Below are 23,037 nucleotides of genomic sequence, written 5' to 3' on the forward strand. Positions count from 1 at the left end.
ACGGCACGCGCAAGCGTCCCGGCGCTCACACCCCTGCGACGGTCGGCGCGCCAAAGGCCGCGAGGCCCGATTCCGTCAGCAGCCGCGCCGCTTCCTGCTCGGCCAGCCTTTCGCGCCCGGCACCCGCCACCGGCACCCGGTCGCGCTCCAGCAGCATCGCGGCGGCGAGCGGGGTGGGACGCGTGGCGCGCACCAGATCGACCCGGCCCTTGGTGCGCTCCAGCATCTCCTCGACACGAGCGAAATCCACCAGCCCACGCATCGCCTGTTCGCGCGTCACCCGCAGGATCAGGTGATCGGGGTCGTATTTCGCCAGCGTGTCGTAGAGGATGTCCGACGAAAAGGTCGCCTGCCGGCCGGTCTTGCGCATCTGCGGCAGGTTCTTTTCGATCAGCCCGGCGATGCTCGCCACACCCCGAAAGCTCCGCTTCATCACCGCGTTGGAGGTGAGCCAGCCCTCCAGCCCGTCGCGCAGCTCGTCCGCCTCGAACAGCGGCGCAGGATCGCTCAGCTCGTCGAGCCCCCAGATCAGCGTCGCGTAATCGGTGGCGACGAAGCCCAGCGGGTGCAGGCCCAGCACCTCCATCCGCCGGGTCAGCAACAGGCCCAGCGTCTGCTGCGCGTTGCGGCCCGCGAAGGTGTGAAAGCAGGCGTGGTGCCGGTCGTCATGCGCAAAGGTCTCGACGAGGATGCGGCCGCGTTCGGGCATTTTCGACACCTCGCGCTGAAGATGCAGCCAATCGCGCGTGTGGCGCGGCAGCTCGGGCCAATCCGGGCGTTGCAGATCGTCGAGAATGCGTTCGGCGAGCCGGGCCGAGGTCGGCATCTTCGCCCCGGCATAGGTGGCGATGCGCGGCACCCGGTCGGGGCGGGGGCTGACCTCCACCGTCATTTCGCGCAAAGATTCGTAGCGCACCACCTGTCCGCCGATCAGGAACGTGTCGCCCGGCGTCAGCGATGCGGCAAAGCCCTCCTCGACCTCGCCCAAAGACCGCCCGCCGCGTCCGCGCATCCGCACCTTGAGCATGTCGGCGTCCTGGATCGTGCCGATATTCATGCGGATGCGTAAGCTGGAGCGCGGATCGCGCAGCTGCCACAGCCCGTCGGGGCGTTTCAGCAGGCGTTTCCACTTGTCATAGGCCCTGAGCGCGTAGCCGCCCGTCGCCACGAAATCGAGGCAATCGTCGAACTGCGCCCGGCTGATCCCGGCATAGGCGCCGACGCCTCGAACCTCCGAAAACAGCGCGTCCTCGTCGAAGGGCCCGGCGCAGGCGGTGATCATGATGTGCTGGCACAGCACGTCGAGCGGGCCGGGGCCCTTGGGGGTGCCGTCCAGCTCATGCGCGCGCGCGGCCTCCAGAGCGGCCATGCATTCGACCACCTCGAAGCGGTTGGCGGGGACCAGCAGCGCCTTGGAGGGCGCGTTGTAGCGGTGATTGGCCCGGCCGATGCGCTGCACGAGGCGTTTGACGTTCTTGGGTGCGCCGATCTGGATCACGAGGTCGACGTCGCCCCAGTCTATGCCGAGATCGAGGCTGCCGGTGCAGACGATGGCGCGCAGATCGCCCGCGACCATCGCCGCCTCGACATTGGCGCGCACCTCGCGCGACAGGCTGCCGTGATGGATGCCGATCGGCAGGTCGTCGTCGTTTGCGAGCCACAGCTTGTGAAAGAAGATCTCGGCCTGCGCGCGGGTGTTGTGAAAGATCAGCGTGGTCTTGTGCCGCTTCACCTGATCGAGCACCTCGCGCACGGCATAGCCACCACCCGCGCCCGCCCATGGTGGCGGGGCTTGGGTGTGCAGCATCGAGATGTCGGGATCGGGGCCGGGATCGGCCTCGATGATCTCGCAGGGCTCGGGGTGTTTCGCGAGCTGCGCGGCGAGCGCCGCGGGGTCATCCACCGTGGCCGAAAGCCCGACCCGGCGCAGACCGGGCGCGAGCCGCTCCAGCCGCCCGAGCGTCAGCATCAGCTGGTCGCCGCGCTTGCCTTCGGCCAGCGCGTGGATCTCGTCGACCACGATGCGCTTCAGCCCCGCGAAGATGCGCGGCGCGTCTTCGTAGGAGATCATCAAGGCGAGGCTTTCGGGCGTGGTCAGCAGGATATGCGGCGGGTCGGCGCGCTGGCGCTTCTTGGCGGTCTGCCTGGTGTCGCCGGTGCGGTCCTCGATGCGGATCGGCAGGCCCATCTCCTCGACCGGGATGGTGAGGTTGCGCCGGATGTCGGTGGCCAGCGCCTTGAGCGGTGAAACATAGAGCGTGTGCAGCCCCTCATGCGCCCCGTCGGCCAGCTCCGCGAGGCTGGGCAGGAACCCGGCCAGCGTCTTGCCGCCGCCGGTGGGCGCGATGAGCATGAGCGCGGGCGCGCCCGAGCGGGTCAGCATCTCGCGCTGATGCGGGTGGATGCGCCAGCCGCGCGTGGCGAACCAGTCTTCGAAGGCGGGGGGCAGGGCGGTCATCCGTTCCATCTAGGGCGGGCGCGCCCCGCTTTCAAAGCGCGGCGAGCGTCTGCGCCAGATCGTCGCGCAGATCGGCGATGCGATCGCCGAGATCCTCCTCGTCGCGCGTGGCGCCGCTTTCCGACCAATGCGAGAACCGCTCCAGAAGCGGCAGCAGCGTTTCACGCTCCTCGGAGGTCCAGTCCGACAGGAAACCGCCCAGAAGCAGGAACTTGTAGCGCCGCACCGCTTCGACGATGGCGCGACCGCTGGCGGTCAGCGCGACGATGGTGCGCCGGGCATCCGACTGGCTCGCCGCGCGTTCGGCAAAGCCGCGCGCGATCAGGTCCGACACGATGCGGCTGGCGCGCGACGGATCGATGTTGAGCCGCTGCGCCACGGTCGAAACCATGGTCTCGTCCTCGGGGTCGTCGCCGAATTCGTTGGCCGGCGCACGGATCGCGATCATCACGTCGAGCTGTGCAAGATCGAGCGGCAGGCCCAGCTCGGCCAGCGCCCGGTGCCCCAGCTCGCGGGTGCGCACCCGCCTGCGCCAGCGCTGCAGCACCGCGTCGAAGGCCAGCGCCGCGCGCGTGACCTCCGGGTCGATCCCCGCCCGCGCCATGTCCCCGATCAGTTTCTCGTCGCGTTCGGCCATTCCCTGCCCTTCCGATCCGGGTGCCGTCCGCGGGCATCCGTCGTCATCAATCCATCCGGGTGCCTTTTGCGCCCGTCATGACCTGATAACCCGGAGCCGCGTCAAACCGCCACCACCGATGGGCGGATGGCTGGGAATCAGTGCGCGACCACGCCGTCGCGCACGAACATGTTGTCCCATGCCCGGTCGATCAGCTCAGGCGTCATCTGGTAGGGAATGCCCTCGAATTCGCAGATCGAGATGACCTGGTCGATCAGGAACACCGGCTGGTAGTTGGCATAGACGTTGCCGATGGTCGGATACTTGACCCTGAGCAGGTGAAGCAGCGCCGCCTGATCGAGCGGCATCTTCCTCTTGCGCGCCACCAGCGCGAAGATCTTGAGGAAATCGTCCTGGTTCGGGCCATCGATGCGGATCTTGTAGAAGATCCGCCTCAGCGCCGCCTGGTCGAAGATCTCGTTGGGGTGGAAGTTGGTGGAGAAGATCACCAGCGTGTCGAAGGGCACCTCGAACTTCTCGCCCGATTGCAGCGCGAGGATGTCGCGGTCCTCCTCCAGCGGCACGATCCAGCGGTTCACGAGCTTTTGCGGCGGCTCGGCCTGCCGCCCGAGATCGTCGACGATGAAGATGCCGCCCGTCGCCTTGAGCTGCAGCGGCGCCTGATAGGTGCGCGCGACGGGGTTGTAGACGAGATCGAGCATGTCGAGCGACAGCTCGCCGCCGGTGACGACGGTGGGGCGTTCGCAGCGCACGTAGCGGGCGTCGAAGCGCGTGGCCGAGCGGCGCAGCGCGCCGGGGTCCTCGGGCGCGTCCTCGATGCTGGCATGGATGACCGGGTCGTAGACGGTGATGACCTGACCGCCATATTCGAGCGCGCGCGGCACGTAGACCAGGTCGCCCAGCGCGTCGCGGATGCCGTTGGAGATCGAGGATTTGCCGTTGCCGGGCGGGCCGTACATCAGGATCGAGCGGCCCGCGCCGATGGCGGGGCCGAGCTGACCCAGAAGCCGCGGCGGCAGCACCAGATGCCCCATCGCCGCCTGCAGCCGGTCGCGCGTCAGGGTCAGGTTGCGCACCGATTGCCGTGCCACCTGTTCGCGGTAGGCCGCGAGCGGCACCGGCATGGCGCCGAAATATTCCGACTGCGCCAGCGCGTCGAGCGCCCGCGCCCGGCCCGCATCGGTCAGCTGGTAGGGCATCTCCGCCGCGCCGCCGCCCGCCGAATTCAGCGTGCCCATCGCCTCGATCAGCTTCTGGCCGCGCAAGAGGTCGACCAGCTCCTGCGTGACGTTGATCGGCAGGCAGACCGCCTGCGCGATTTCGCTCACGAAGCGGGCGTTCATGCGAAAGATCGTCTTGAGCGCGATGTCGCGCATCATCACCGGGGGCAGACCCGTCGCATCGAGGCCGCGCGGCACCTGCGGCGCCGCCGCGCCGATCTGCATGTTCATGGATAACGCCCCCGCCATTGCCGCCGGTCGCCCGGCCCCGTCGGGCCAGGGTGGCGCGCGATTGTGGCAGCAGCGGGGAAGCTCTCCGGCGCGAGTTGGCCCTCTGTCGGCCGGTTCAGGCCGAAAGCGCGCGCAGCGCGCGGGCGGCTTCCTCGAAATGCTGCGGATGGGTGTCGACCGCGTCGCGCAAAAGCCCTTCGCCGATCTTCACGTCGCTTTGCTTGATCGCGGTGAGCGCCAGCGTGTAGAGCAGTTTCGCCCGCTCTGTCTGGGTCAATGGCAGGACCGGCAGGTCGTAATTGCGCTGCGCCCCGCGCGCCAGAACGAGGTTGTTCTTGGCGGTGAACAGCCCCGGCTCCTGCCGAAGCGCATCGGTGAACAGCCGCTCGGCGGCGCGGTAATCGCCGCGGGTCAGCTTGGAATAGCCCCAGTTGTTGAGCACGCCCGCAGGCGTCGTGGTCAGCCCCGCGGCGGTTTCGTAAAAACTGTCGGCGCGGGTCCATTCCTCGTTGCTGTCGGCGACCATCGCCTCGAGACGGTAGCGCTGGAACGTCTCGAAGGTCGGCGGGATGGCATCGAGTACGCGCTCGGCCTCGTCCCAGTCATTGGTGCGGATCAGCGCATCGGCCAGCTCCACCCGGTCGGCGGGGCCCGCCTCGGGATGCGCCGTCACCTCGCGCCAGGCCGCGACGCCTTCCGCGCCGCGCTTGGCGCGCACCAGCGATGTGGCAAGCCCGCGCTTGGGCGCGATGGCGCCCGGCTCGGCGGTGGCGAGGCGCTGGAAATAGGCGATGCTCTCGCCGGGCTCGGCCACGGTGAGCATGATCTGGTTGAGATCGGCATCGCGCGCCTCGCGCAGATCCTCGACCGCGCGCGACACCTGCCCGTCGGACGCGCCGCAGCCCGCGAGGGCCAGCGCCGCGAGCAGCGCGCAACAGCGGAGGGGAAGGCGCATAAGCGCGTCCTTTCTGCTCGATATCCTCACAGCGCGGACAGGATCGCGTATTGGCCCGATCCGCGCCGCACCAGCTGGAACTCTTGGGTTTCCTGATCGGGACCATAAAGCGCGCCGTCGCGCTTGGCGAGGGCACGGCGCAGGTTGTCGCGCACCATGGCATCGCTGCCATTCACCAGCGCAAAGGCGCGGCGAAAGCTTTCGGCCGCCTCGGCGGTGCGGCCGGTTTCCATCAGCACCACGCCGAGATTGTTCCACGCCGGGGCAAAGCTTTCGTCCGCCTCGATGGCGCGGCGCAAAAGCCGTTCCGCCTGACCCAGACGGCCCAGCCGCAGATTGGCCGATCCCATGGCCGACAGCGTGTCGATATCGGGCCCCCTGAGGCCCGCCGCACGGCCATAGGCGGCCAGCGCCAGCTCGGGCTGGTTCGCGGCCATCAACCGGTGACCGACGATCAGCCCGTCGACATCCGGCGCACCGGACGGGCCGGGCGCATAGACCCCGCCCGCGGGCGCGGACAGCCCGCCCGCATCCGAGCAGGCGGCCAGAAGGGCGATCAGGGCAAGGCAGGCCGTCGGTCTCATGCGTGCAGGATCAGTTCCCCGATGCCCCGCCGCCAAGGGTCACGTAGATGTCGTAGAGCGACGGCCCGATCAGGATGATGAGCAGCGGCGGAACCGTCAACATCATCGTCGCCAGCGTCATCTTGGTGGGCAGGGTGTTGGCCTTTTCCTCGGCCCGCATCACCCGCTTGTCGCGCATCTCGGCCGAGAACACCCGCAGCGCGTCGGCGATCGAGGTGCCGAATTGCTGGCTTTGCACCAGCACGGTGACGAAGCTGGAGATGTCGACCACGTCGCAGCGCTCCGCCAGGTCGCGCAGCACCAGCGTCTTGTCCTTGCCCGCCTTCATCTCGTGCGCCACCTGGCTGTATTCGAAGGCGAGATCGGGATAACCCGCGCGCAGCTCGTGGCTGACGCGGATGATCGACTGGTCGAGCGACTGGCCCGCCTCGACGCAGACCAGCATCATGTCGAGGCTGTCGGGAAAGCCGTCGGTGATCTGCTGGCGGCGCGCCTCGCGGCGCCGCGTCACCCAGTATTTCGGCCCCATGTAACCGATCGCCGCGGGGATCAGCGTCGCGGTGATCATGTCCTGCGTGCTGGCCTCGCCCCGGCTCAGCGCCCAGACGAGGCCGCCGAGCAGCGCCGCGATGCCGAGCGCGAACTGCGTGAAGTGATAGATCCGCACCGCGTTGCGCGAACGGTAGCCCGCCTGCATCAGCCGCAGCCGCACGGCGGAGTATTCCTCGGCATTCTGCGGCTCGAGGAAGGTGGCGTAGCGTTGCAGCTTGTCGGCGCCGGAGGGCGCGGCGCGCAGCCGGTCGGTCGTGGCGTCGGGGGTTTCGCCGCGGGTCTCGCGGGCGTTCTGCGCCTTGAGCCGGTCGAGCGGGTCGTCACGCTGGCGCAGCAGCGCCGGCAGCGTGACGAGGATCATCGCCAGCCCGAGACCGCCGATCACGAGAAGCGGGCCCATCGGGCCGAGCTGCGCGACGAGGAAGGTTTGGATCTGCTGGATGAGGGACATCGGCTCAGACCTTGATGTTGACGAGGGCGCGCATGACGATGACGTTCACGATCAGAAAGCCCGCGACGACGAAACAGGCCGGGACGAACACCGCCGTGCCGCTGACCTTGGCATAGTAGTCGGGCTCCATCAGGTTGATCCCGGCCAGCGCGGCGAGCGGAAAGCCCGACAGGAACATGCCCGACCACTTCGCCTCGGCGGTGATCGCCTTGACCCTTCGGAACAGCCTGAACCGGGCGCGCACCACCTTGGCGAGACCGTCGAGGATCTCGGCGAGATTGCCGCCCGCCTGCCGCTGGATCGTCACCGCCACCGCGAGAAAGCGCAGATCTTGCATGTCGAGCCGCTCGGCCATGATCTTGAGGCTTTCGCTCATGTCGCGGCCATAGGCGGCCTCGTCGGCGATCATGCCCATCTCCGAGCCGAGCGGATCGGGCACCTCGCGCGCGACGATGCCGATGGCCGATGAAAACGGATGGCCCACGCGCAGCGAACGCACCATCAGCTCGATCGCCTCGGGCAGCTGCGCCTCGATCATGTCGATCCGCTTCTTGGCCTTGTGGTTGACCCAGACATAGACGCCGCCCACCCCCATCGCCGCGCCGACCGCGATGCGGATCGGCAGGCTGGCCGCCGTGCCGAAGGACAGGCCGACGAAGGCCACCAGCCCCAGACCGGCCATGAGCATCACCAGCTGGTGCGGCGTGAAGGCGATGTTGGCGCGCTGCGCCTTGTGCGCGAGGATCGAGTAGAGCGGCACGCGGCGCGACTTGAGATGCTGGTTCATCTCCTTGCGCAGCTGGTCGAGCACCTCTTCGCGGCGCCCGCCCTTTTCCAGAAGAGTCAGCCGCCGGTTGACCCGGTTGTTGAGGCTGATCGAGCGGCCGAAGACGGTGAGGTACAGCCCCTCGACCAGCACGAGGACGGCGATGAAGACGAGGCCGTAGATGATCGGTTCCGCGCTCAGGTTCATGGTGTCACTCCGCCGCCATGGGTTCGAAGATCTTCGCCGGCAGGTCGTAGCCCCAGAGCCGGAACCGTTCGGAGAAGTGCGAGCGCACGCCGGTCGCGGTGAAATGCCCGATGATCTTGTTGTCGGGGGTGAGCCCGACGCGGCGGTAGCGGAACACCTCCTGCATGGAGATCACGTCGCCCTCCATGCCGGTGATCTCGGTGATCGAGGTCATCCGGCGCGAGCCGTCCTGCAGGCGCGAGGCCTGCACGATCAGATTGACCGCGCTCGAGATCTGGCTGCGCACCGCCTTGATCGGCATCTCGATCCCGGCCATGGCGATCATGTTCTCGAGACGCGAGATGCCGTCGCGGGCCGAGTTGGCGTGGATCGTGGTCATCGAGCCGTCATGGCCGGTGTTCATCGCCTGCAGCATGTCGATCACCTCCTCGCCGCGCGTTTCGCCGACGATGATCCGGTCGGGCCGCATCCGCAGCGCGTTCTTGAGACAGTCGCGCTGGCTGACCGCGCCGCGGCCCTCGACATTGGCGGGGCGGCTTTCCATCCGGCCCACATGGGTCTGCTGCAGCTGAAGCTCCGCCGTGTCCTCGATCGTCAGGATGCGTTCGTTGTCGTCGATGAAGGATGACAGCGCGTTGAGCGTCGTGGTCTTGCCCGAGCCTGTGCCGCCCGAGACGATGATGTTGAGCCGGGTCGCCACCGCCGCTTCGAGATAGGCGGCCATTTCCTCGGTCATCGCCCCGAAACGGATCAGGTCCTCGATGCCGAGCTTGTCCTTCTTGAACTTGCGGATCGACACGAGGCTGCCATCCACCGCGATCGGCCCGACCATGGCGTTGAAGCGCGAGCCGTCGGCGAGACGGGCGTCCACGTATGGGTTTGATTCGTCGACGCGGCGGCCCACGGCGGAGACGATCTTGTCGATGATCCTGAGCAGGTGACGCTCGTCCTTGAAGGTGATGTCGGTGAGCTGCAGCCGGCCATCGCGCTCCACGAAGATCTGGTGCGGGCCGTTGACGAGGATGTCGTTGACGCTGTCATCCTTGAGCAGCGTTTCCAGCGGGCCGAGGCCGGTGACCTCGAAATAGAGATCCTGGTTGAGCGCGGCCCGTTCGTCGCGGTTGAGCGCAAGGCCCATGGTTTCCAGCGTTTCGCCCGCGATGGCGTTGATCTCGTTGCGCAGCTCCTGCTCGCTGGCCTTTTCGAGCGCGGCGAGGTTGAGCGTGTCGAGCAGCGCCTTGTGAACCTCGAGCTTGATCTCGGCGAGCCGTTCCTTGCGGCGGCGTTCCTTGTCGGCGGGGGTCGCTTCGGCGGCGCGGCGCAACGGTTCGCCGGGCGCGGCGCGCCGCTTGGCCGGGCCGGCAGCGCGGCGGCCGGACGCGCGGATTGCGGGGCCGCGGGGGCGGCGGTCTGGCCGGGCTCGGTCTTCCTGAACTTCGAGAACATGGCGCGTTTTCTCCTGCGGCTCAGGCCTTGGCCTTGGCGTCGGCGGTGTTGACCTTGTGGACCGAGCGGGCGAGCTTCGCGATCTCGCGGCGCAGCGGGCTCTTGGCCGCGCCTTCGGCCAGCGGCGTGCCGTGATCGGCGCTCTGCGTCACCGCGCGGCCGCCATCGGGCAGCTGGATCTCGATCGAGATACCGAGCGAATCGGCCAGGCGCCGGGCCCGGCTCTTGCCCGAAAGATCGGTGAAACCCGGCGCGCGGTTGAGCACGAAGCGCAGCTTTTCGAAGGGCAGCTCCTCGGATTGCAGCGCCCGCTTGAGCCGCATCGTGTTCTGCGCGGAACGCATGTCCAGTTCGAGCGTGGCAAGATAGACATGCGCGGCCTGCAGCACCGTTTCCGACCAGTCGACCATGTTCGAGGGCATGTCGATGACCACGTAGTCGAAATTGACCCGCGCCATCTCGATCAACCGCGCCACGTCATCGGGACCGACGAGGTCGAGCGGCACCAGTTCGGCGGGCGAGGTCAGCACATGCAGCCGCTCCTTGTGCAGCATCATCGCGGCGAGCAGGCTTTCGCTGTCGGCGCTGGCGGTGTCGCTCAGGATTTCCAGCACCGCCTCGCGGCGGGGCAGGTCGAGATAGGTCGCGGTCGAGCCGAATTGCAGGTCGAGATCGATCAGGCAGACCCGCGGCGGCGCCTTGCGGTCGATATTGGCCAGCTCCCAGGCGAGGTTGACCGCGAGCGTCGTGGCGCCGCTCCCTCCCGCGAGGCCCTGCACGGGGATCACCACGCCGGAGCGGTCGTTGGCGGCGCGCGGGGCGGCGGGTTCGGCCTCGGCTTCAGGCAGGATCGGGCCGCCTCCGGCGCGCAGCCGTGCGATCGCCTGTGCCAGCTCGCCCTCGGGCAGCGGGTAGGGCACGAATTCGTCGCCGCCCTCGCGCAGAAGCTGGTGCAGCGCCGCGGGGCTCACCTCGTCGGCGATCAGCACCACCTTGATGTCGCGCCGCTTGGCATGGGCGATGATGTCGGCGATCAGCGGCAGCTGCGGTTCGTCTTCCTTGCTCAGCGCGACGGCGACGAATTCCAGGTCGTCGGCCTCGGGCTGTTCGAGAAAGGCCAGGGCGTCGGCAAAGCCGAGATCGCCCCAGTTCTCGCCCATCGCGGCCTCCATGTCCTCGATCAGCAAATCGAACAGCTGCACATCGCGGCTGATCGTGCAGGCCGTGATCGGCTGAGGTTCGGGTTGCAGAGGGGCCGAGCTGCTCATTCCGTCGTATCCTTCGTCGCTGCGGGAGGGGCCGCCGGGGCAAGCGGCACGGGCCGGGACACGACCCGGATGCCACCACCCCCTTGGTAGCAGTCATGCGTGGCAATGATGGCTGCAATGGGGCTGAAAAACTGTAATTGTTGGAGCAGCGGCAACGATCCCGTGTCGGGTTTGGTCGCCATGGCCGCCGTCAGGGCGTGGCCGCCGCCGCCCCGTCGCCGCCCGAACCGCCCTGCGCGAAGGTGGAGGGCACGGCGGCGCTTTCCACGTATCCCTCGAACACCACGGCGGCGTATTTGCCGTTGAGCAGGTTGGGATGGCCGCGCACGAAGCCCGACACCTCGGTCACGGTGCGTCGGTTGGCGCGTTCGGGCCCGCCCGTGGCGACCAGCGGCCGGGTTTCGCCAAAGGAGGCCACCGCTTCGAGCCGCGCGGCATCGAGCCCCTGCGACACGAGATAGGCCACCGCGGCGCGGGCGCGGCGCAGGCCGAGCGCCTCGTTATAGGCGGGCGGCCCCACGAGATCGGTGTGGCCGTAGACCCGGAACCGCAACTCGGGACGGCGCCGGATCCAGTCGGCCTGCCGGTGCAGCGTGGCGCGCGCGGCGGCGTCGAGCACGGCGGAATCGAAGGCGAAGTTGATCGTGGTGTCGACCTCGGCGGCAAAGCGGCGCGCGAGGTCCACGCGCAGCCCCTCGGCGGCGCGGCTATGGGCGATCATGTTGGCGCTCGTGGCGGCGCCAAAGCCCGCCCCGGCGCGGCCCGCCTCTTCATCGAAGCCCGGCGGCGCGGTGCAGGCCGCGAGGGAAAGGGCACAGCCAAAGGCGGTCAGGACGCGGCGCATCGCGGGTCTCCGTTCAGTCAAGCACATAGCCGTAGGAGCCCGAGAAATCCTGCCGCGCGACTTCGCTGGCGCCGCCGGTCTGCGGCGCGCGGTCGGCGGCGACGCGACCGAACAGGAACAATTCGCGCTCGGAGGGCGGGCGCACGCGGTCGGTCGGCAGGGCCAGCGTTTCGCCGCGCGTCGGCGTGACCAGATGCGGCGTGATGATGATCACCAGCTCGGTCTGTTCGCGGCTGTATTCGGCCGAGCGGAACAGCGCGCCCAGCACCGGGATGTCGCCAAGCCACGGCACCTGCCCGCTGAGATCGCGGAAATCATCCGAGAGAAGCCCCGCGATGGCAAAGCTTTCGCCGTCGCGCATTTCCACGGTGGTGGAGGTTTCGCGGCGGCGGAAGGCGTCGATGGTGAAGCCGTTCGAGGTAAAGCCGTTGGTCGAGTCGATCGAGCTGACCGCGGCCTTGAGTTCGAGATTCACGAGATCGCCCTCGATCACGCGCGGGATGAAGTTCATCTCCACGCCGAAGGGCTTGTACTCGACGGTGATGGTGCCGTCGTCCTGGTTCACCGGAACGGGATATTCGCCCCCGGCAAGGAAATTCGCTTCCTGTCCCGACAGGGCGGTGAGGTTGGGCTCGGCCAGCGTGCGCACCACGCCGCGGCTTTCCAGCGCCTCGAGCAGCAGCCCGACCTCGACCCCGCCGGCGTTGAAGCCGAACAGCGTCGAGGCGTTGGAGGTGCTGGTGGAGGGCAGCGCGCCGCCCAGCGCCGCGCCGAGCGCGCCGGCGTTGTTCAGCGCGTTGGTCCCGATCGAAAGACCGAGATCCTCGCCCAGCGCGGTGCCGCGCGCGCCCAGAGAGGCCGAAAGCGATTTGCTGACCGATCGCTGCATTTCGGCGAAGCGGACCTTGAGCATCACCTGCTGGGTGCCGCCGACGCTCATCAGGTTCGAGATGCGGTCGGGGGCATAGCGCTGCGCCAGCTCCATCGCGCGGTCGAGCTTGGCGATCGAACTGACAACGCCGGACAGGACGATGCCATCATTGGCGGTGCGCACCTCGATCGGCTCGCCGGGCAGGATCTGTTCGAGCCGCTCCTTGAACTCGGCGATGTCGGGGGTGACATGCACCTCGACATTGGTGATGAGCCGCCCGTTTTCGCCCAGCACGGTAAGCGTGGTGCGGCCCGGCGCCTTGCCCAGCACATAGATGGTGCGATCGGTGAGCGAGGAGATGTCGGCGATGCCGGGATTGGCGATCGACAATTCGGTGAAGGCGACGTCGCTTTCGACCACCACGGCGCGGTTCATCGGCACCTGAAGCGCCCGCGTGGGCGATCCGGCCCGCACCTGCAGCACTTCGGCCTGCGCGCCGCCCGGCAGGGCGAGCCCGGCCATGCTCAGCGCGAGACCGGCCATGCCGGCTCGAAGGGTGTGTCGGATGCTCATCTGGCCGCCTCGCTGCAGGTCGTGCATCGGGGTCTTGGTCGCGCCCCGTCCGCGCCGAGCCTGCCCGAGGGGGGGCGGCATTGCAACGCGCGCCACCCGGCCCGCGCGGTGCTGTGGGCGCCCGGCCACAGGCCGGACGCGCCACCCGTCGCTGGATCAATTGGTGCAGGGAATCGCGATCTCGACCACCTCGGCGCCGCGGCGGGTGCGCACGGTGCAGACCTCGGGGGCCGGGGCAGGAGCTTGCGCGACCTGCGGCACGGCCTCTTCCTCGACGATGCCGAGCAGGCCGCGCTGGTCGATCTCGACCGTTTCGGCGACGATGTCGTCGCGCAGCCCGACCAGCGACAGCGCCAGCGTGCCGGTGGATTGCGCCTGCGCCAGCTTGGCGACCTGCTGCGGCGTGGCCTGCACGGTGACGGTGCGGGCGATCATGGCTTCGGTCCGGCCCTTGTCGGCGGTCTGGTCGACGCCGACCAGTTCCAGCCCGGTCTCGATCAGCTTGGTGACCTCGCGCCCGTCACCGCCCGACCCGGTCGAACCGGTCCAGTAGACATCCACCCGGTCGCCCGGCCGCAGGAAGCCCGAGACACCGCTGGAGGCGTTGACGTTGATGGCGAAGGCGCGCATCCCGGCATCGAGCCGGCTGCTGATGCCCGCATCGCCGCCCGGCGCGGTGATCTTCGCGGCCAGGACCGGCTCGTTGGGTTCCATCTGGCGCAGCACGATGCGCGGCACGTCCTCGCCTTCGGGGAATAAAGCGGCGAGATCGGGGAAGGTGCCCTCGGGCAGGAACGCCTCGGCGTACTGGATCGGCTTGAGATCGTCGCGGGTGATGATGGCGCCGTAAGGCAGGGCGGTCTTCACGCCGACCACCTCGACCGTCGGCATGCGCTGCGACGCCGCCGCGCGTTCGGCGGCGAGCGCGGCCTCCTGCTGGTCGAAATACCCCTTGACCATGTAGACCGCGAAACCCGCCAGCCCGAGGCCCATCGCGAGGACCAGTCCGAATACCGCTCTCATTTCCAGTCTCCTTCCGGGGCAGGGCGCATGGCCGCTAGTTCAGTGTGCCGACAAAGGTCACGGCCGCGTTCATGTTGGTGTGATAGGCTTCTTCCGGCGTGCCAGCGGCCGAGACGAACAGCGCCATGGCCGAAATCGTGAGCCCGACAAGCGCGGCGGTTAGCACCACCCAGTCGATGGTGACGGCCCCTTCGTCTTCATTTGCGAAAGCTTTGAAAAAAATGCTCATATCCGTGCCACCCGGTGTTCAGGAGCCCTGCCGTCCCGATCGACGCAAGGCCGAGAATGGCCAGGGATTGTGGCGGCCCGATGGGCATTCGGGGGTGCTGGCGGGGCAACGTCCCCGGCCTTGGGCGCGTGCGAAGGGGCCGCACCACGGATGCGACCCCTTGCGCCTGTCACACCCGGCCAGCGCGGCCGGGATGGGCATCAGTAACCGGTCGATTGGTTGGTGATCTGGGTGTCGAGGTTGGTGTTGATGCCCTCGGCCAGCGTCTTGGCTTCGCCGGTAACCTGCGCCAGGATCGCGACGCCGAGGCCGACGATGGCGGCGGTCAGGACGACCCAGTCCACGGTGACCGCACCAGCTTCGTCATTGGCGAATTTCTTGAAGAAGTTGAGCATGTGAGATCCCTCCTCGGGGCAATGGCTACATTCTTTACCCGTGCGGATCGTCTCGTGTCGGTCAGGCTCGGACCCGATCACCGCAGTGGATGACCCTATATGGCCTTTGGATTGGGGCGGGAATTTGGCTCTCTTGGCGCCTTTTCACAGCATGGCGGGACGGGAACTATACGAAAGGTCGTGTCCAATTTTCATCAAGCGCGAAATCCCTGTTCTTTCCGGGCATCGTTGCCGGTTTCGGAACGCTAGGCTGGCGCGGGAATCACGGCACCACGGGGCGCGGCAGATGCGGGTTGGCAAAAGGTTACTTCCGGTCGCCGTCATGGCCGGGCTGGGATTCGCGGCGGCGGGCCCGGTGCCGGCCGAGACCGCGGAGGCCGATTTCACCTTTCGCCGCATCGCCGTGCCCAAGCCCGGCGAACGCCGGATCACGGTGCAGATCGCGCCGCTCGCAGCGGGCCTGCCGGGCAAGCCCGCCGCCGCGGCATCCGGCCATGGAGGTGATTCCGGGCCGCGGAGCATATCGGAAGCGGCATGGTTCTGGGGCGCCGTGTCGCCCCGGCTGGACGCGGCGTTGCCCGGACGGCTGGAGCCGGCGCTGGCGGCGCTGCGCGATGCGCCGCCGGGCGCGCTGCGCACGCCGCGCCTGCAGCTGATGCAGGACATTGCCCGGCGACACGGGCCCGACATCATGCGCGCCACCATCGGCACGCGGGTGTCGCCCGCGCTGGCGCTGGCGGTGATCTCGGTGGAAAGCGCGGGCCGCGCCGACGCGGTCAGCTCGGCGGGGGCGCAGGGGCTGATGCAGCTGATGCCCGCCACGGCGGCGCGGTTCGGCGTGCGCGACCGCAGCCTCGCGCCGGACAATATCCGCGGCGGCATCGCCTATCTCGACTGGTTGCTGGGGCATTTCGACCGCGACCCGATCCTCGCGCTCGCGGGCTACAACGCGGGCGAGGGATCGGTGCGCGATCATGCGGGCGTGCCGCCCTATACCGAGACGCGCGCCTATGTGCCCAAGGTGCTTCTCGCCTGGACCGTGGCGCGCGGGTTGTGCCTGACGCCGCCGGTGCTGGTCAGCGATGGCTGCGCGTTTTCGGTCGGCCGCCTCTGATCAGGCGAAATGCGTGGCCGTGCCGGGATGCCGCCGCGCCCAGACCGCGACATAGGAGCAGGCGGGCACGATGCGAAAACCTTCGGCCTTCGCATCCTCGACCATCGCGGCCACGAGGGCGCTCGCATGGCCGCGCCCCTCATGCGCGCGTGGCACGCCGGTATGGGTGGCGACGCGGGTGTCGCCTTGCGCCACCCATGTCAGCTCGGCCTGTGCGCCGTCGCCGAGATCGAGAACATAGCGGCCCCGGTCGGGGCCGCCTTCGCGCGTCACCTCAGACAATCGTGGCCTCCGTCGCGGCGCGGATCTCGTCCTCGGTCACGCCCGGAGCGCATTCGACGATCCGAAGCCCGCCCTCGACCACGTCGAGCACGCCGAGCCCGGTGATCACCCGGTCGACCACGCCCGTGCCGGTCAATGGCAGCGTGCAGGATTTCAGCAGCTTCGATTCGCCCGCCTTGTTGGTGTGATCCATCACCACCACCACGCGGCCCACGCCCGCGACGAGGTCCATCGCGCCGCCCATCCCCTTCACGAGCTTGCCGGGGATCATCCAGTTCGCCAGATCGCCGTTCTCGGCCACCTCCATCGCGCCCAGGATCGCCATGGCGATCTTGCCGCCGCGGATCATGCCGAACGAGGTCGCGCTGTCGAAATAGGCGGTGTGCGGCAGCTCGGTGATGGTCTGCTTGCCGGCGTTGATGAGATCAGGGTCGATCTCCTCCTCGGTCGGGAAGGGGCCCATGCCGAGCATGCCGTTCTCGGACTGGAGCGTCACGTGCACGCCGTCGGGGATGTAGTTCGGCACGAGCGTCGGAATGCCGATGCCGAGATTGACATAGGTGCCGTCCTCGAGCTCCTGCGCGGCGCGCGCCGCCATCTGCTTGCGGTCCCACGCCATGATCAAGCCTCCCTGATGGTGCGCTGTTCGATGCGCTTTTCGTGTTCGCCCTTGATCAGCCTGTGCACGTAGATGCCGGGCAGGTGGATGTGATCGGGATCGAGCGTGCCGGCCGGCACGATTTCCTCGACCTCGGCGACGCAGATCCGGCCGGCCATCGCGGCGGGCGGGTTGAAGTTGCGCGCGGTCTTGCGGAAGATCAGGTTGCCGGTCTCGTCGGCCTTCCATGCCTTGACGATCGACAGATCGGCGACGATGCCTCGTTCGAGGATGTAGGTCTCGCCGTCGAAAACCTTCTCTTCCTTGCCCTCGGCCACTTTCGTGCCGACGCCGGTCTTGGTGTAGAAGCCCGGAATGCCCGATCCGCCGGCGCGCATCCGCTCGGCGAGCGTGCCCTGCGGCGCGAATTCAAGTTCCAGCTCGCCAGAGAGATACTGGCGCATGAATTCGGCGTTCTCGCCCACATAGGACGAGATCATCTTCCTCACCTGCCGGGTCTGCAGAAGCTGGCCGAGCCCGAAATCATCGACGCCGGCATTGTTCGAGGCGAAGGTGAGATCCTTGACGCCCGCATCGCGGATGGCGGCGATCAGCAGCTCGGGAATGCCGCAAAGGCCAAAGCCCCCGGCGGCAATCAGCATCCCGTCGGACAAAAGCCCGTCGAGCGCGGCGTCCGCGTCCGGATAGATCTTTTTCATGCGTCTCCCCCTGTTGTCTCGGGGGCGAGACTTGCGCCGGGCGGGCGCGAAGTCAATGCGGATGCCGCGCCGCAGCGGGCGGCGCGGCGTCCTGCTTACTCCGCGGCCTCGTCGGGCGCCTCGGCCTTCTTCGCCGCCGTCTTCTTCGCGGGGGCTTTCTTGGCGGTCGTGGCCTTCTTGGTCGCGGTCTTCTTCGCGGCGGTCGTCTTGGTGGCGGTGGCCTTTTTCGCAGCGGGCTTCTTCGCCGCCGCCTTCTTGGCCGGGGCCTTCTTCTTGCCGCCCTTGGCCGCCTTTTCATCCACGAGCGCGATCGCCTGCTCGAGCGTCACCGCCTCGGGCTCCACGTCCTTGGGCAGGGTCGCGTTGACCTTTTCCCACTTCACGTAAGGCCCGTAGCGCCCCGGCATCACCGAGATCGCACCGCCCGAGGGATGCTCGCCCAGCTCCTTGAGCGCCTTCGCCGCCGCTCCGCGCCCGGCGCGGCCCGCGGCCTTTTGCGCCAGCACTTCGACGGCGCGGTTCATGCCGATCTCGAAGACCTCGTCGACCTCCTTGAGGTTGGCATAGAGCTTGCCGTGCTTGACGAAGGGGCCGAAGCGGCCCAGCCCGGCCTCGACCGGCTCGCCATCCTCGGGGTGATTGCCGACGAAGCGCGGCAACGACAGCAGCGTCAGTGCCTTGTCGAGATCCATGGCATCCATCTGCCAGCCCTTGGGCAGCGAGGCGCGCGGCGGCTTGGGCGCGTCCTCGGTCGGCTCGCCGCGCTGCACATAAGGGCCAAAGCGCCCGGTCTTGAGCCAGATGTCGTCGCCGCCATCCTCGCCAAGCACCTTGTCGGCGCCGGTCTCGGCACCGTCGCCGCCGATGGGCCGCGTGTAGCGGCATTCGGGATAGTTGCCACAGCCGACGAAGCCGCCGGTGCGCGAGGTCTTCAGATGCAGCTGGCCGGTGCCGCATTGCGGGCACTGGCGCGGATCGGTGCCATCCTCGCGCGGCGGGTAGAGCTGCGGTGCCAGCGCCTCGTCGAGCACGTCGAGCACCTCGGTGATCCGAAGCTCGGAGGTTTCGGCGATGGCGGCCGAGAAATCGCGCCAGAACCGCGCGAGCAGCTCCTTGTAATCGGCCTTGCCCGCCGAGACGTCGTCGAGCTGCTCTTCGAGCCCGGCGGTGAAGTCGTACTCCACGTAGCGCTTGAAGAAGTTGAGCAGGAAGATCGTGACGATCCGGCCCTTGTCCTGCGGGATCAGCCGGTTCTTGTCCTTGGCGACGTAGTCGCGGTCCTGGATCGTGCCGATGACGCTGGCATAGGTCGAGGGGCGGCCGATGCCGAGCTCTTCCATCCGTTTCACCAGCGTGGCTTCGGTATAGCGCGGCGGCGGCTGGGTGTGGTGCTGGAGCGCCAGCACGGCCTCGGGTCCGCCGAGCACGGCGGCGTCCTTGTTTTCCTCGGTCGCCTTGGCGAAGGCGCCTTTCAGCGCGCCGCCTGCGAATTTCGCGGGCTCGCCCTGATGGATCTGCGGCAGGCGGCGGTCGTCGTCGCTTTCGACGTCGTCGCGGCCCTCTTCATAAACCTTGAGAAAACCGTCGAAGAGCACGACCTGGCCGGTGGCGCGCAGCACGACCTGTTCGTCGCGGCTGGCGATGTCGACGGTGGTGCGCTCCATCCGCGCGGCTTCCATCTGGCAGGCCAGCGTGCGCTTCCAGATCAGGTCGTAGAGCTTGCGCTGCTCGGGCTCCAACCGCGCCAGCTTGCCCGCATCGCGCGACATGTCGGTGGGCCGGATGCACTCGTGCGCTTCCTGCGCGTTCTTGGCCTTGTTCTTGTACATGCGCGGCGATTTCGGGACGTAGTCCTCGCCGTAGCGCGACTTGATCTCGTCGCGCGCGGCCATCACCGCCTCGGGCGCCATGTCGATGCCGTCGGTTCGCATGTAGGTGATGTGACCCGCCTCGTAGAGCCGCTGTGCCGCCGACATGGTGGCGCGCGCGCCCATGCCGAACTTGCGGCTGGCCTCCTGCTGCAGGGTCGAGGTCATGAACGGAGCCGAAGGGTTGCGGCTCGCGGGCTTGGCCTCGACCGAGGCGACTGAGAGATCGCGCGCGGCCACGGCCTGCACCGCCATCTCGGCCTGGGTGCGGTCGGACAAATCGAAACGGTCGAGCTTCTTGCCCGCGAGCACGGTGAGCCGTGCCTCGAACTCCTGCCCGCGCGGGGTGGTGAGCTGTGCCTTCACGCTCCAGTATTCGCGCGGATCGAAGGCCTCGATTTCCATCTCGCGCTCGACGATGAGCCGCAGGCAGACGGATTGCACACGACCCGCCGATTTCGCGCCGGGCAGCTTGCGCCACAGCACGGGCGAGAGGTTGAAGCCCACGAGGTAGTCGAGCGCGCGGCGGGCCAGATAGGCATGGACCAGCGGCGCGTCGACCTCGCGCGGGTTCTGCATCGCTTCGGTCACGGCCTTCTTGGTGATGGCGTTGAACACGACGCGGGAGACGGGCGTGTCCTTCTTGAGCACGCGGCGCTTGGTCAGCGCCTCCTGAAGGTGCCACGAGATCGCCTCGCCCTCGCGATCGGGGTCGGTGGCGAGGATCAGGTTCGGGTCGTCCTTGAGCGCGTCGGCGATGGCTTTGACGTGCTTGCGCGAATCCGTACCGACCTCCCAGCGCATCTCGAAATCGTTCTCGGTATCGACCGACCCGTCCTTGGGCGGCAGGTCGCGCACGTGGCCATAGGAGGCGAGGACGGTGTAGCCCGACCCGAGATAAGTATTGATCGTCTTGGCCTTGGCCGGAGATTCGACGACGACGACGGGCATGGGGAATCCTCGGGACAGGGGAGTGGCGCTTTGGGCGGGCAACATGTGGCGGCGCCTGCTGCAATGTCAATGCGCCCTCTGCCGCCCCGCCCGGTTCCGGGCCGGATCAGTGCGGCGCCCGCTCCATGTCGCACCGCACCAAAAGCCCGCCGGGCTGCCGCCCGACCCGGCCGTCGAGTTCGAGATCCACCAGCGCCTGCGCCACCTGCGCCGCCGGATGCCCGAGATCGCGGACAAGCTGGTCTTCGGCCACGGGTGCGGCGGACAGGGCGGCGAGGATGCGGCCCGAAAGCCCGTCGTCCGCCGCCGGGGGCGTGGCGGCCCGGGGCGGCGGCGCATCGGTCGCGGTCCCGCCGATCAGGTCGAGCACGTCGGACGCGCCACGCACCAGCGCCGCGCCGTCGCGGATCAGCATGTTGCAGCCGCCCGCGCGGGCATCGAACGGGTGGCCCGGCACCGCCATCACCTCGCGCCCCGCTTCGAGCCCGGCGCGGGCCGTGATCAGGCTGCCCGACCGCGCTGCCGCCTCGACCACGAGCACCGCGCGCGACAATCCCGCCACGATGCGGTTGCGGGCGGGGAAATGGCGGCCCTGCGGCGCGAGCCCCACGGGCTGTTCGGACAGGATCAGCCCGTCGCGGGCGATCCGCGCCGCCAGATCGGCGTTTTCGGGCGGGTAGGGGATGTCGACGCCACCCGCCGTCACCGCGATGGTGCCGCCGCCAAGCGCGGCCTCATGCGCCTGCGTGTCGATGCCGCGCGCGAGCCCCGACACGATCACCCAGCCTGCATCGGACAGGTCCGCCGATAGCCTGCGCGCCATGCGACGCCCCAGAGAGGACGCGTTGCGCGCGCCCACCATGGCGAGCATCGGGCGGCGCAGATGCGCCGTGCGCCCGCGCAGCCACAAGAGCGGCGGCGCGTCGGGCAGGGCGGCGAGATCGGCAGGATAGAGCGGGTCGCCATGCGCCAGGAGCCGCGCGCCCACGGCGCGGGCGGCGTCCATTTCCGCAAGCGCCGTCTCGGGCGGGCAGGGGGCGTAATCGGCGACCCCCGCGGCGCGGGCGATGTCGGGCAGCGCATCGAGCGCGGCCCGGGCCGAGCCATGTTCGGCCATCAGCCGCCAGTAGGTGACGATGCCGACCCGGCGCGAGCGCAACAGGCGCAGGCGGGACAGCGTGTCTTCTTCCGAGGTGGGTGGGAGTGGGGGGTGAGCGGAAGAAGTCGGGTTATGGGCCATCCGCGCCTCGCCTGTTGCCCGATCAGGTCTAGGGCGACTCGGTTAACAGCGCGTAAACCATGGCGGGTGGCGTCAGCTGCCCGATCCGCCCACCGTCAGCCCGCCGATCATCAGCGAAGGCTGGCCCACGCCGACCGGCACCCATTGCCCGGCCTTGCCGCAATTGCCGATACCGGGATCGAGCGCGAGATCGTTGCCGATGCCGCGGATCTTCTGCAGCGCGGTCGCGCCGTCGCCGATCAGCGTCGCGCCCTTGACCGGCGCGCCGATCTTGCCGTTCTTCACGCGGTAGGCCTCGGTGCAGGAGAACACGAACTTGCCGGAGGTGATGTCGACCTGCCCGCCGCCGAATCCCACGGCCCAGATCCCGTCCTTCAGATCGGCGACCATCGCCTCGGGATCGTCATTGCCCGCGAGCATGTAGGTATTGGTCATGCGCGGCATCGGCGTGTGTGCAAAGCTCTCGCGGCGGCCATTGCCGGTGGGGGTTACGCCCATCAGCCGCGCGTTCTGCCGGTCCTGCATGTAGCCCACCAGCTTGCCGTCCTCGATCAGCGTGGTGCGGTTCGACGGCGTGCCTTCGTCGTCGAAGGTAAGAGAGCCGCGCCGGTCGGGAATCGTGCCGTCATCGAGCACGGTGACGCCACGGGCCGCGACCTGGCTGCCCATCAGCCCGGAAAAGGCCGAGGATCCCTTGCGGTTGAAATCGCCTTCGAGCCCGTGCCCCACCGCCTCGTGCAGCAGGATGCCAGGCCAGCCCGGCCCCAGCACCACGTCCATGACACCTGCGGGCGCGGCTTCGGCGTCGAGGTTCACCAGCGCGATGCGCAGCGCCTCGCGCGCCACCGGCTCCCAGTGGTCGCGCGCCATCAGCCCGTCGAGCCCGAAGCGCCCGCCGCCGCCCATGTGGCCGCTTTCGCGGCGGCCGTCCTTTTCGACGATGACGCCGATCGAGATCCGCGCCATGGGCCGGATGTCGGTATAAAGCGCATCCTCGGGCCGCAGGATCGCCACCTCCTGATGCGAGGCGGCGAGGCTGGCGGTGACCTGCACCACCTTGGGATCGAGCGCGCGGGCGAAAGCGTCGATCTCGCGCAGCAGGTCGACCTTCACCCCGAAGGCCGCGCCCGCGATCGGATCGGCGTCGGTGTAAAGGTGGCGATTGGTGCGGGCGGGCGCGTCGGCGAGACTGCCGCCGCCATCGCCCACGGCGAGGCGCGCGGTGGCCACGGCGCGCCTCAGCGCCGCCTCGTCGATCGTGGTCGAATGCGCATAGCCCGAGGTTTCGCCGCGCACGGCGCGCAGGCCGAAACCTTCGGCGGCGTCGAAATTGGCGTGCTTCAGCCGCCCGTCGTCGAATCCGAGCACTTCAGAGCGGCGGCGCTCGATGAACAGCTCGCCGTCATCGGCCCCCGCCACCGCCTCGCGCAGCTGCCGCAACGCGCCCGCGCGGTCGAGATGGGTTGCAAAGGGATCGAAAGCGGGCTCAGCCTGCGATGAGGACATGCGATGTTCCTTGGATGCCGCGCCGCCGGTGGGCGTCCGTTTGCCGCAA

At 68.6% G+C, this 23,037-nt stretch carries 20 protein-coding genes and 1 pseudogene; 1 reads left to right on the forward strand and 20 read right to left on the reverse strand.

Annotated features, from left to right (window positions below; genetic code table 11):
- Positions 1 to 25 precede the first annotated feature (25 nt).
- From LOKHON_RS13605 to LOKHON_RS13670, 14 genes and pseudogenes are all read right to left on the reverse strand, one after another.
- Positions 26 to 2,458 carry a ligase-associated DNA damage response DEXH box helicase gene (locus LOKHON_RS13605; RefSeq protein ID WP_017927227.1) on the reverse strand — a complete coding sequence of 811 codons (2,433 nt, stop codon included), beginning with the start codon at positions 2,456 to 2,458 and terminating at the stop codon, positions 26 to 28.
- A gap of 31 nt (positions 2,459 to 2,489) precedes the next feature.
- A complete protein-coding gene (locus LOKHON_RS13610; protein ID WP_017927228.1) occupies positions 2,490 to 3,095 on the reverse strand; it encodes a MarR family winged helix-turn-helix transcriptional regulator in 606 nt (201 codons plus the stop codon).
- 137 nt (positions 3,096 to 3,232) lie between these two features.
- Positions 3,233 to 4,546, reverse strand: coding sequence for a P-loop NTPase family protein (locus LOKHON_RS13615; protein WP_017927229.1), 1,314 nt, complete (start codon positions 4,544 to 4,546; stop codon positions 3,233 to 3,235).
- A 115-nt stretch (positions 4,547 to 4,661) separates the two neighbouring features.
- Entirely contained in the window at positions 4,662 to 5,501 is an 840-nt protein-coding gene (locus tag LOKHON_RS13620) for a tetratricopeptide repeat protein (protein WP_017927230.1), read from the reverse strand.
- Positions 5,502 to 5,527: 26 nt separating this feature from the next.
- Positions 5,528 to 6,085, reverse strand: a complete 558-nt coding sequence (locus tag LOKHON_RS13625; protein WP_017927231.1) for a tetratricopeptide repeat protein — start codon at positions 6,083 to 6,085, stop codon at positions 5,528 to 5,530.
- Between the two features lie 10 nt (positions 6,086 to 6,095).
- Positions 6,096 to 7,088 (reverse strand): type II secretion system F family protein, encoded by a 993-nt coding sequence (locus tag LOKHON_RS13630; RefSeq protein ID WP_017927232.1) that lies wholly within the window; start codon positions 7,086 to 7,088, stop codon positions 6,096 to 6,098.
- A 4-nt stretch (positions 7,089 to 7,092) separates the two neighbouring features.
- Positions 7,093 to 8,061 carry a type II secretion system F family protein gene (locus LOKHON_RS13635; RefSeq protein ID WP_017927233.1) on the reverse strand — a complete coding sequence of 323 codons (969 nt, stop codon included), beginning with the start codon at positions 8,059 to 8,061 and terminating at the stop codon, positions 7,093 to 7,095.
- A gap of 4 nt (positions 8,062 to 8,065) precedes the next feature.
- Positions 8,066 to 9,507: pseudogene (locus LOKHON_RS13640) on the reverse strand (TadA family conjugal transfer-associated ATPase).
- 20 nt (positions 9,508 to 9,527) lie between these two features.
- A complete protein-coding gene (locus tag LOKHON_RS13645) occupies positions 9,528 to 10,775 on the reverse strand; it encodes a CpaE/TadZ family protein (protein WP_017927235.1) in 1,248 nt (415 codons plus the stop codon).
- A 190-nt stretch (positions 10,776 to 10,965) separates the two neighbouring features.
- Positions 10,966 to 11,619, reverse strand: a complete 654-nt coding sequence (locus tag LOKHON_RS13650) for an OmpA family protein (RefSeq protein ID WP_017927236.1) — start codon at positions 11,617 to 11,619, stop codon at positions 10,966 to 10,968.
- A 13-nt stretch (positions 11,620 to 11,632) separates the two neighbouring features.
- The gene (locus LOKHON_RS13655) at positions 11,633 to 13,063 is read right to left on the reverse strand and encodes a type II and III secretion system protein family protein (protein WP_026147319.1); all 1,431 of its coding nucleotides are present in this window, start codon (positions 13,061 to 13,063) and stop codon (positions 11,633 to 11,635) included.
- A 156-nt stretch (positions 13,064 to 13,219) separates the two neighbouring features.
- Complete coding sequence (gene cpaB, locus LOKHON_RS13660; RefSeq protein WP_026147320.1) at positions 13,220 to 14,086, reverse strand: Flp pilus assembly protein CpaB; 867 nt, start codon at positions 14,084 to 14,086, stop codon at positions 13,220 to 13,222.
- 34 nt (positions 14,087 to 14,120) lie between these two features.
- Positions 14,121 to 14,315: a hypothetical protein gene (locus tag LOKHON_RS13665; RefSeq protein ID WP_017927239.1), complete on the reverse strand. Its 195-nt coding sequence runs from the start codon at positions 14,313 to 14,315 to the stop codon at positions 14,121 to 14,123.
- A gap of 200 nt (positions 14,316 to 14,515) precedes the next feature.
- The gene (locus LOKHON_RS13670; protein WP_017927240.1) at positions 14,516 to 14,710 is read right to left on the reverse strand and encodes a hypothetical protein; all 195 of its coding nucleotides are present in this window, start codon (positions 14,708 to 14,710) and stop codon (positions 14,516 to 14,518) included.
- A 322-nt stretch (positions 14,711 to 15,032) separates the two neighbouring features.
- On the opposite strand from LOKHON_RS13670, the gene LOKHON_RS13675 reads away from it, so the two are divergent.
- Complete coding sequence (locus LOKHON_RS13675; RefSeq protein WP_017927241.1) at positions 15,033 to 15,824, forward strand: lytic transglycosylase domain-containing protein; 792 nt, start codon at positions 15,033 to 15,035, stop codon at positions 15,822 to 15,824.
- On the opposite strand, the gene LOKHON_RS13680 is transcribed toward LOKHON_RS13675, so the two are convergent.
- The 6 genes from LOKHON_RS13680 to tldD form a co-directional block, all read right to left on the reverse strand.
- Positions 15,825 to 16,097 carry a GNAT family N-acetyltransferase gene (locus tag LOKHON_RS13680; protein WP_245631480.1) on the reverse strand — a complete coding sequence of 91 codons (273 nt, stop codon included), beginning with the start codon at positions 16,095 to 16,097 and terminating at the stop codon, positions 15,825 to 15,827. It abuts the gene before it with no gap.
- Position 16,098: 1 nt separating this feature from the next.
- A complete protein-coding gene (locus LOKHON_RS13685; protein ID WP_017927243.1) occupies positions 16,099 to 16,725 on the reverse strand; it encodes a 3-oxoacid CoA-transferase subunit B in 627 nt (208 codons plus the stop codon).
- A gap of 2 nt (positions 16,726 to 16,727) precedes the next feature.
- Positions 16,728 to 17,423: a CoA transferase subunit A gene (locus LOKHON_RS13690; RefSeq protein ID WP_017927244.1), complete on the reverse strand. Its 696-nt coding sequence runs from the start codon at positions 17,421 to 17,423 to the stop codon at positions 16,728 to 16,730.
- A 95-nt stretch (positions 17,424 to 17,518) separates the two neighbouring features.
- On the reverse strand, positions 17,519 to 20,242 hold the full coding sequence (gene topA / locus LOKHON_RS13695) for a type I DNA topoisomerase (RefSeq protein ID WP_017927245.1): 2,724 nt from the start codon (positions 20,240 to 20,242) through the stop codon (positions 17,519 to 17,521).
- Between the two features lie 106 nt (positions 20,243 to 20,348).
- Positions 20,349 to 21,482: a DNA-processing protein DprA gene (dprA, locus tag LOKHON_RS13700; protein ID WP_081610537.1), complete on the reverse strand. Its 1,134-nt coding sequence runs from the start codon at positions 21,480 to 21,482 to the stop codon at positions 20,349 to 20,351.
- Between the two features lie 72 nt (positions 21,483 to 21,554).
- A complete protein-coding gene (gene tldD, locus LOKHON_RS13705; protein ID WP_017927247.1) occupies positions 21,555 to 22,988 on the reverse strand; it encodes a metalloprotease TldD in 1,434 nt (477 codons plus the stop codon).
- Positions 22,989 to 23,037: the final 49 nt, after the last annotated feature.

The organism is Limimaricola hongkongensis DSM 17492 (genome assembly GCF_000600975.2).
GTDB lineage: Bacteria > Pseudomonadota > Alphaproteobacteria > Rhodobacterales > Rhodobacteraceae > Limimaricola > Limimaricola hongkongensis.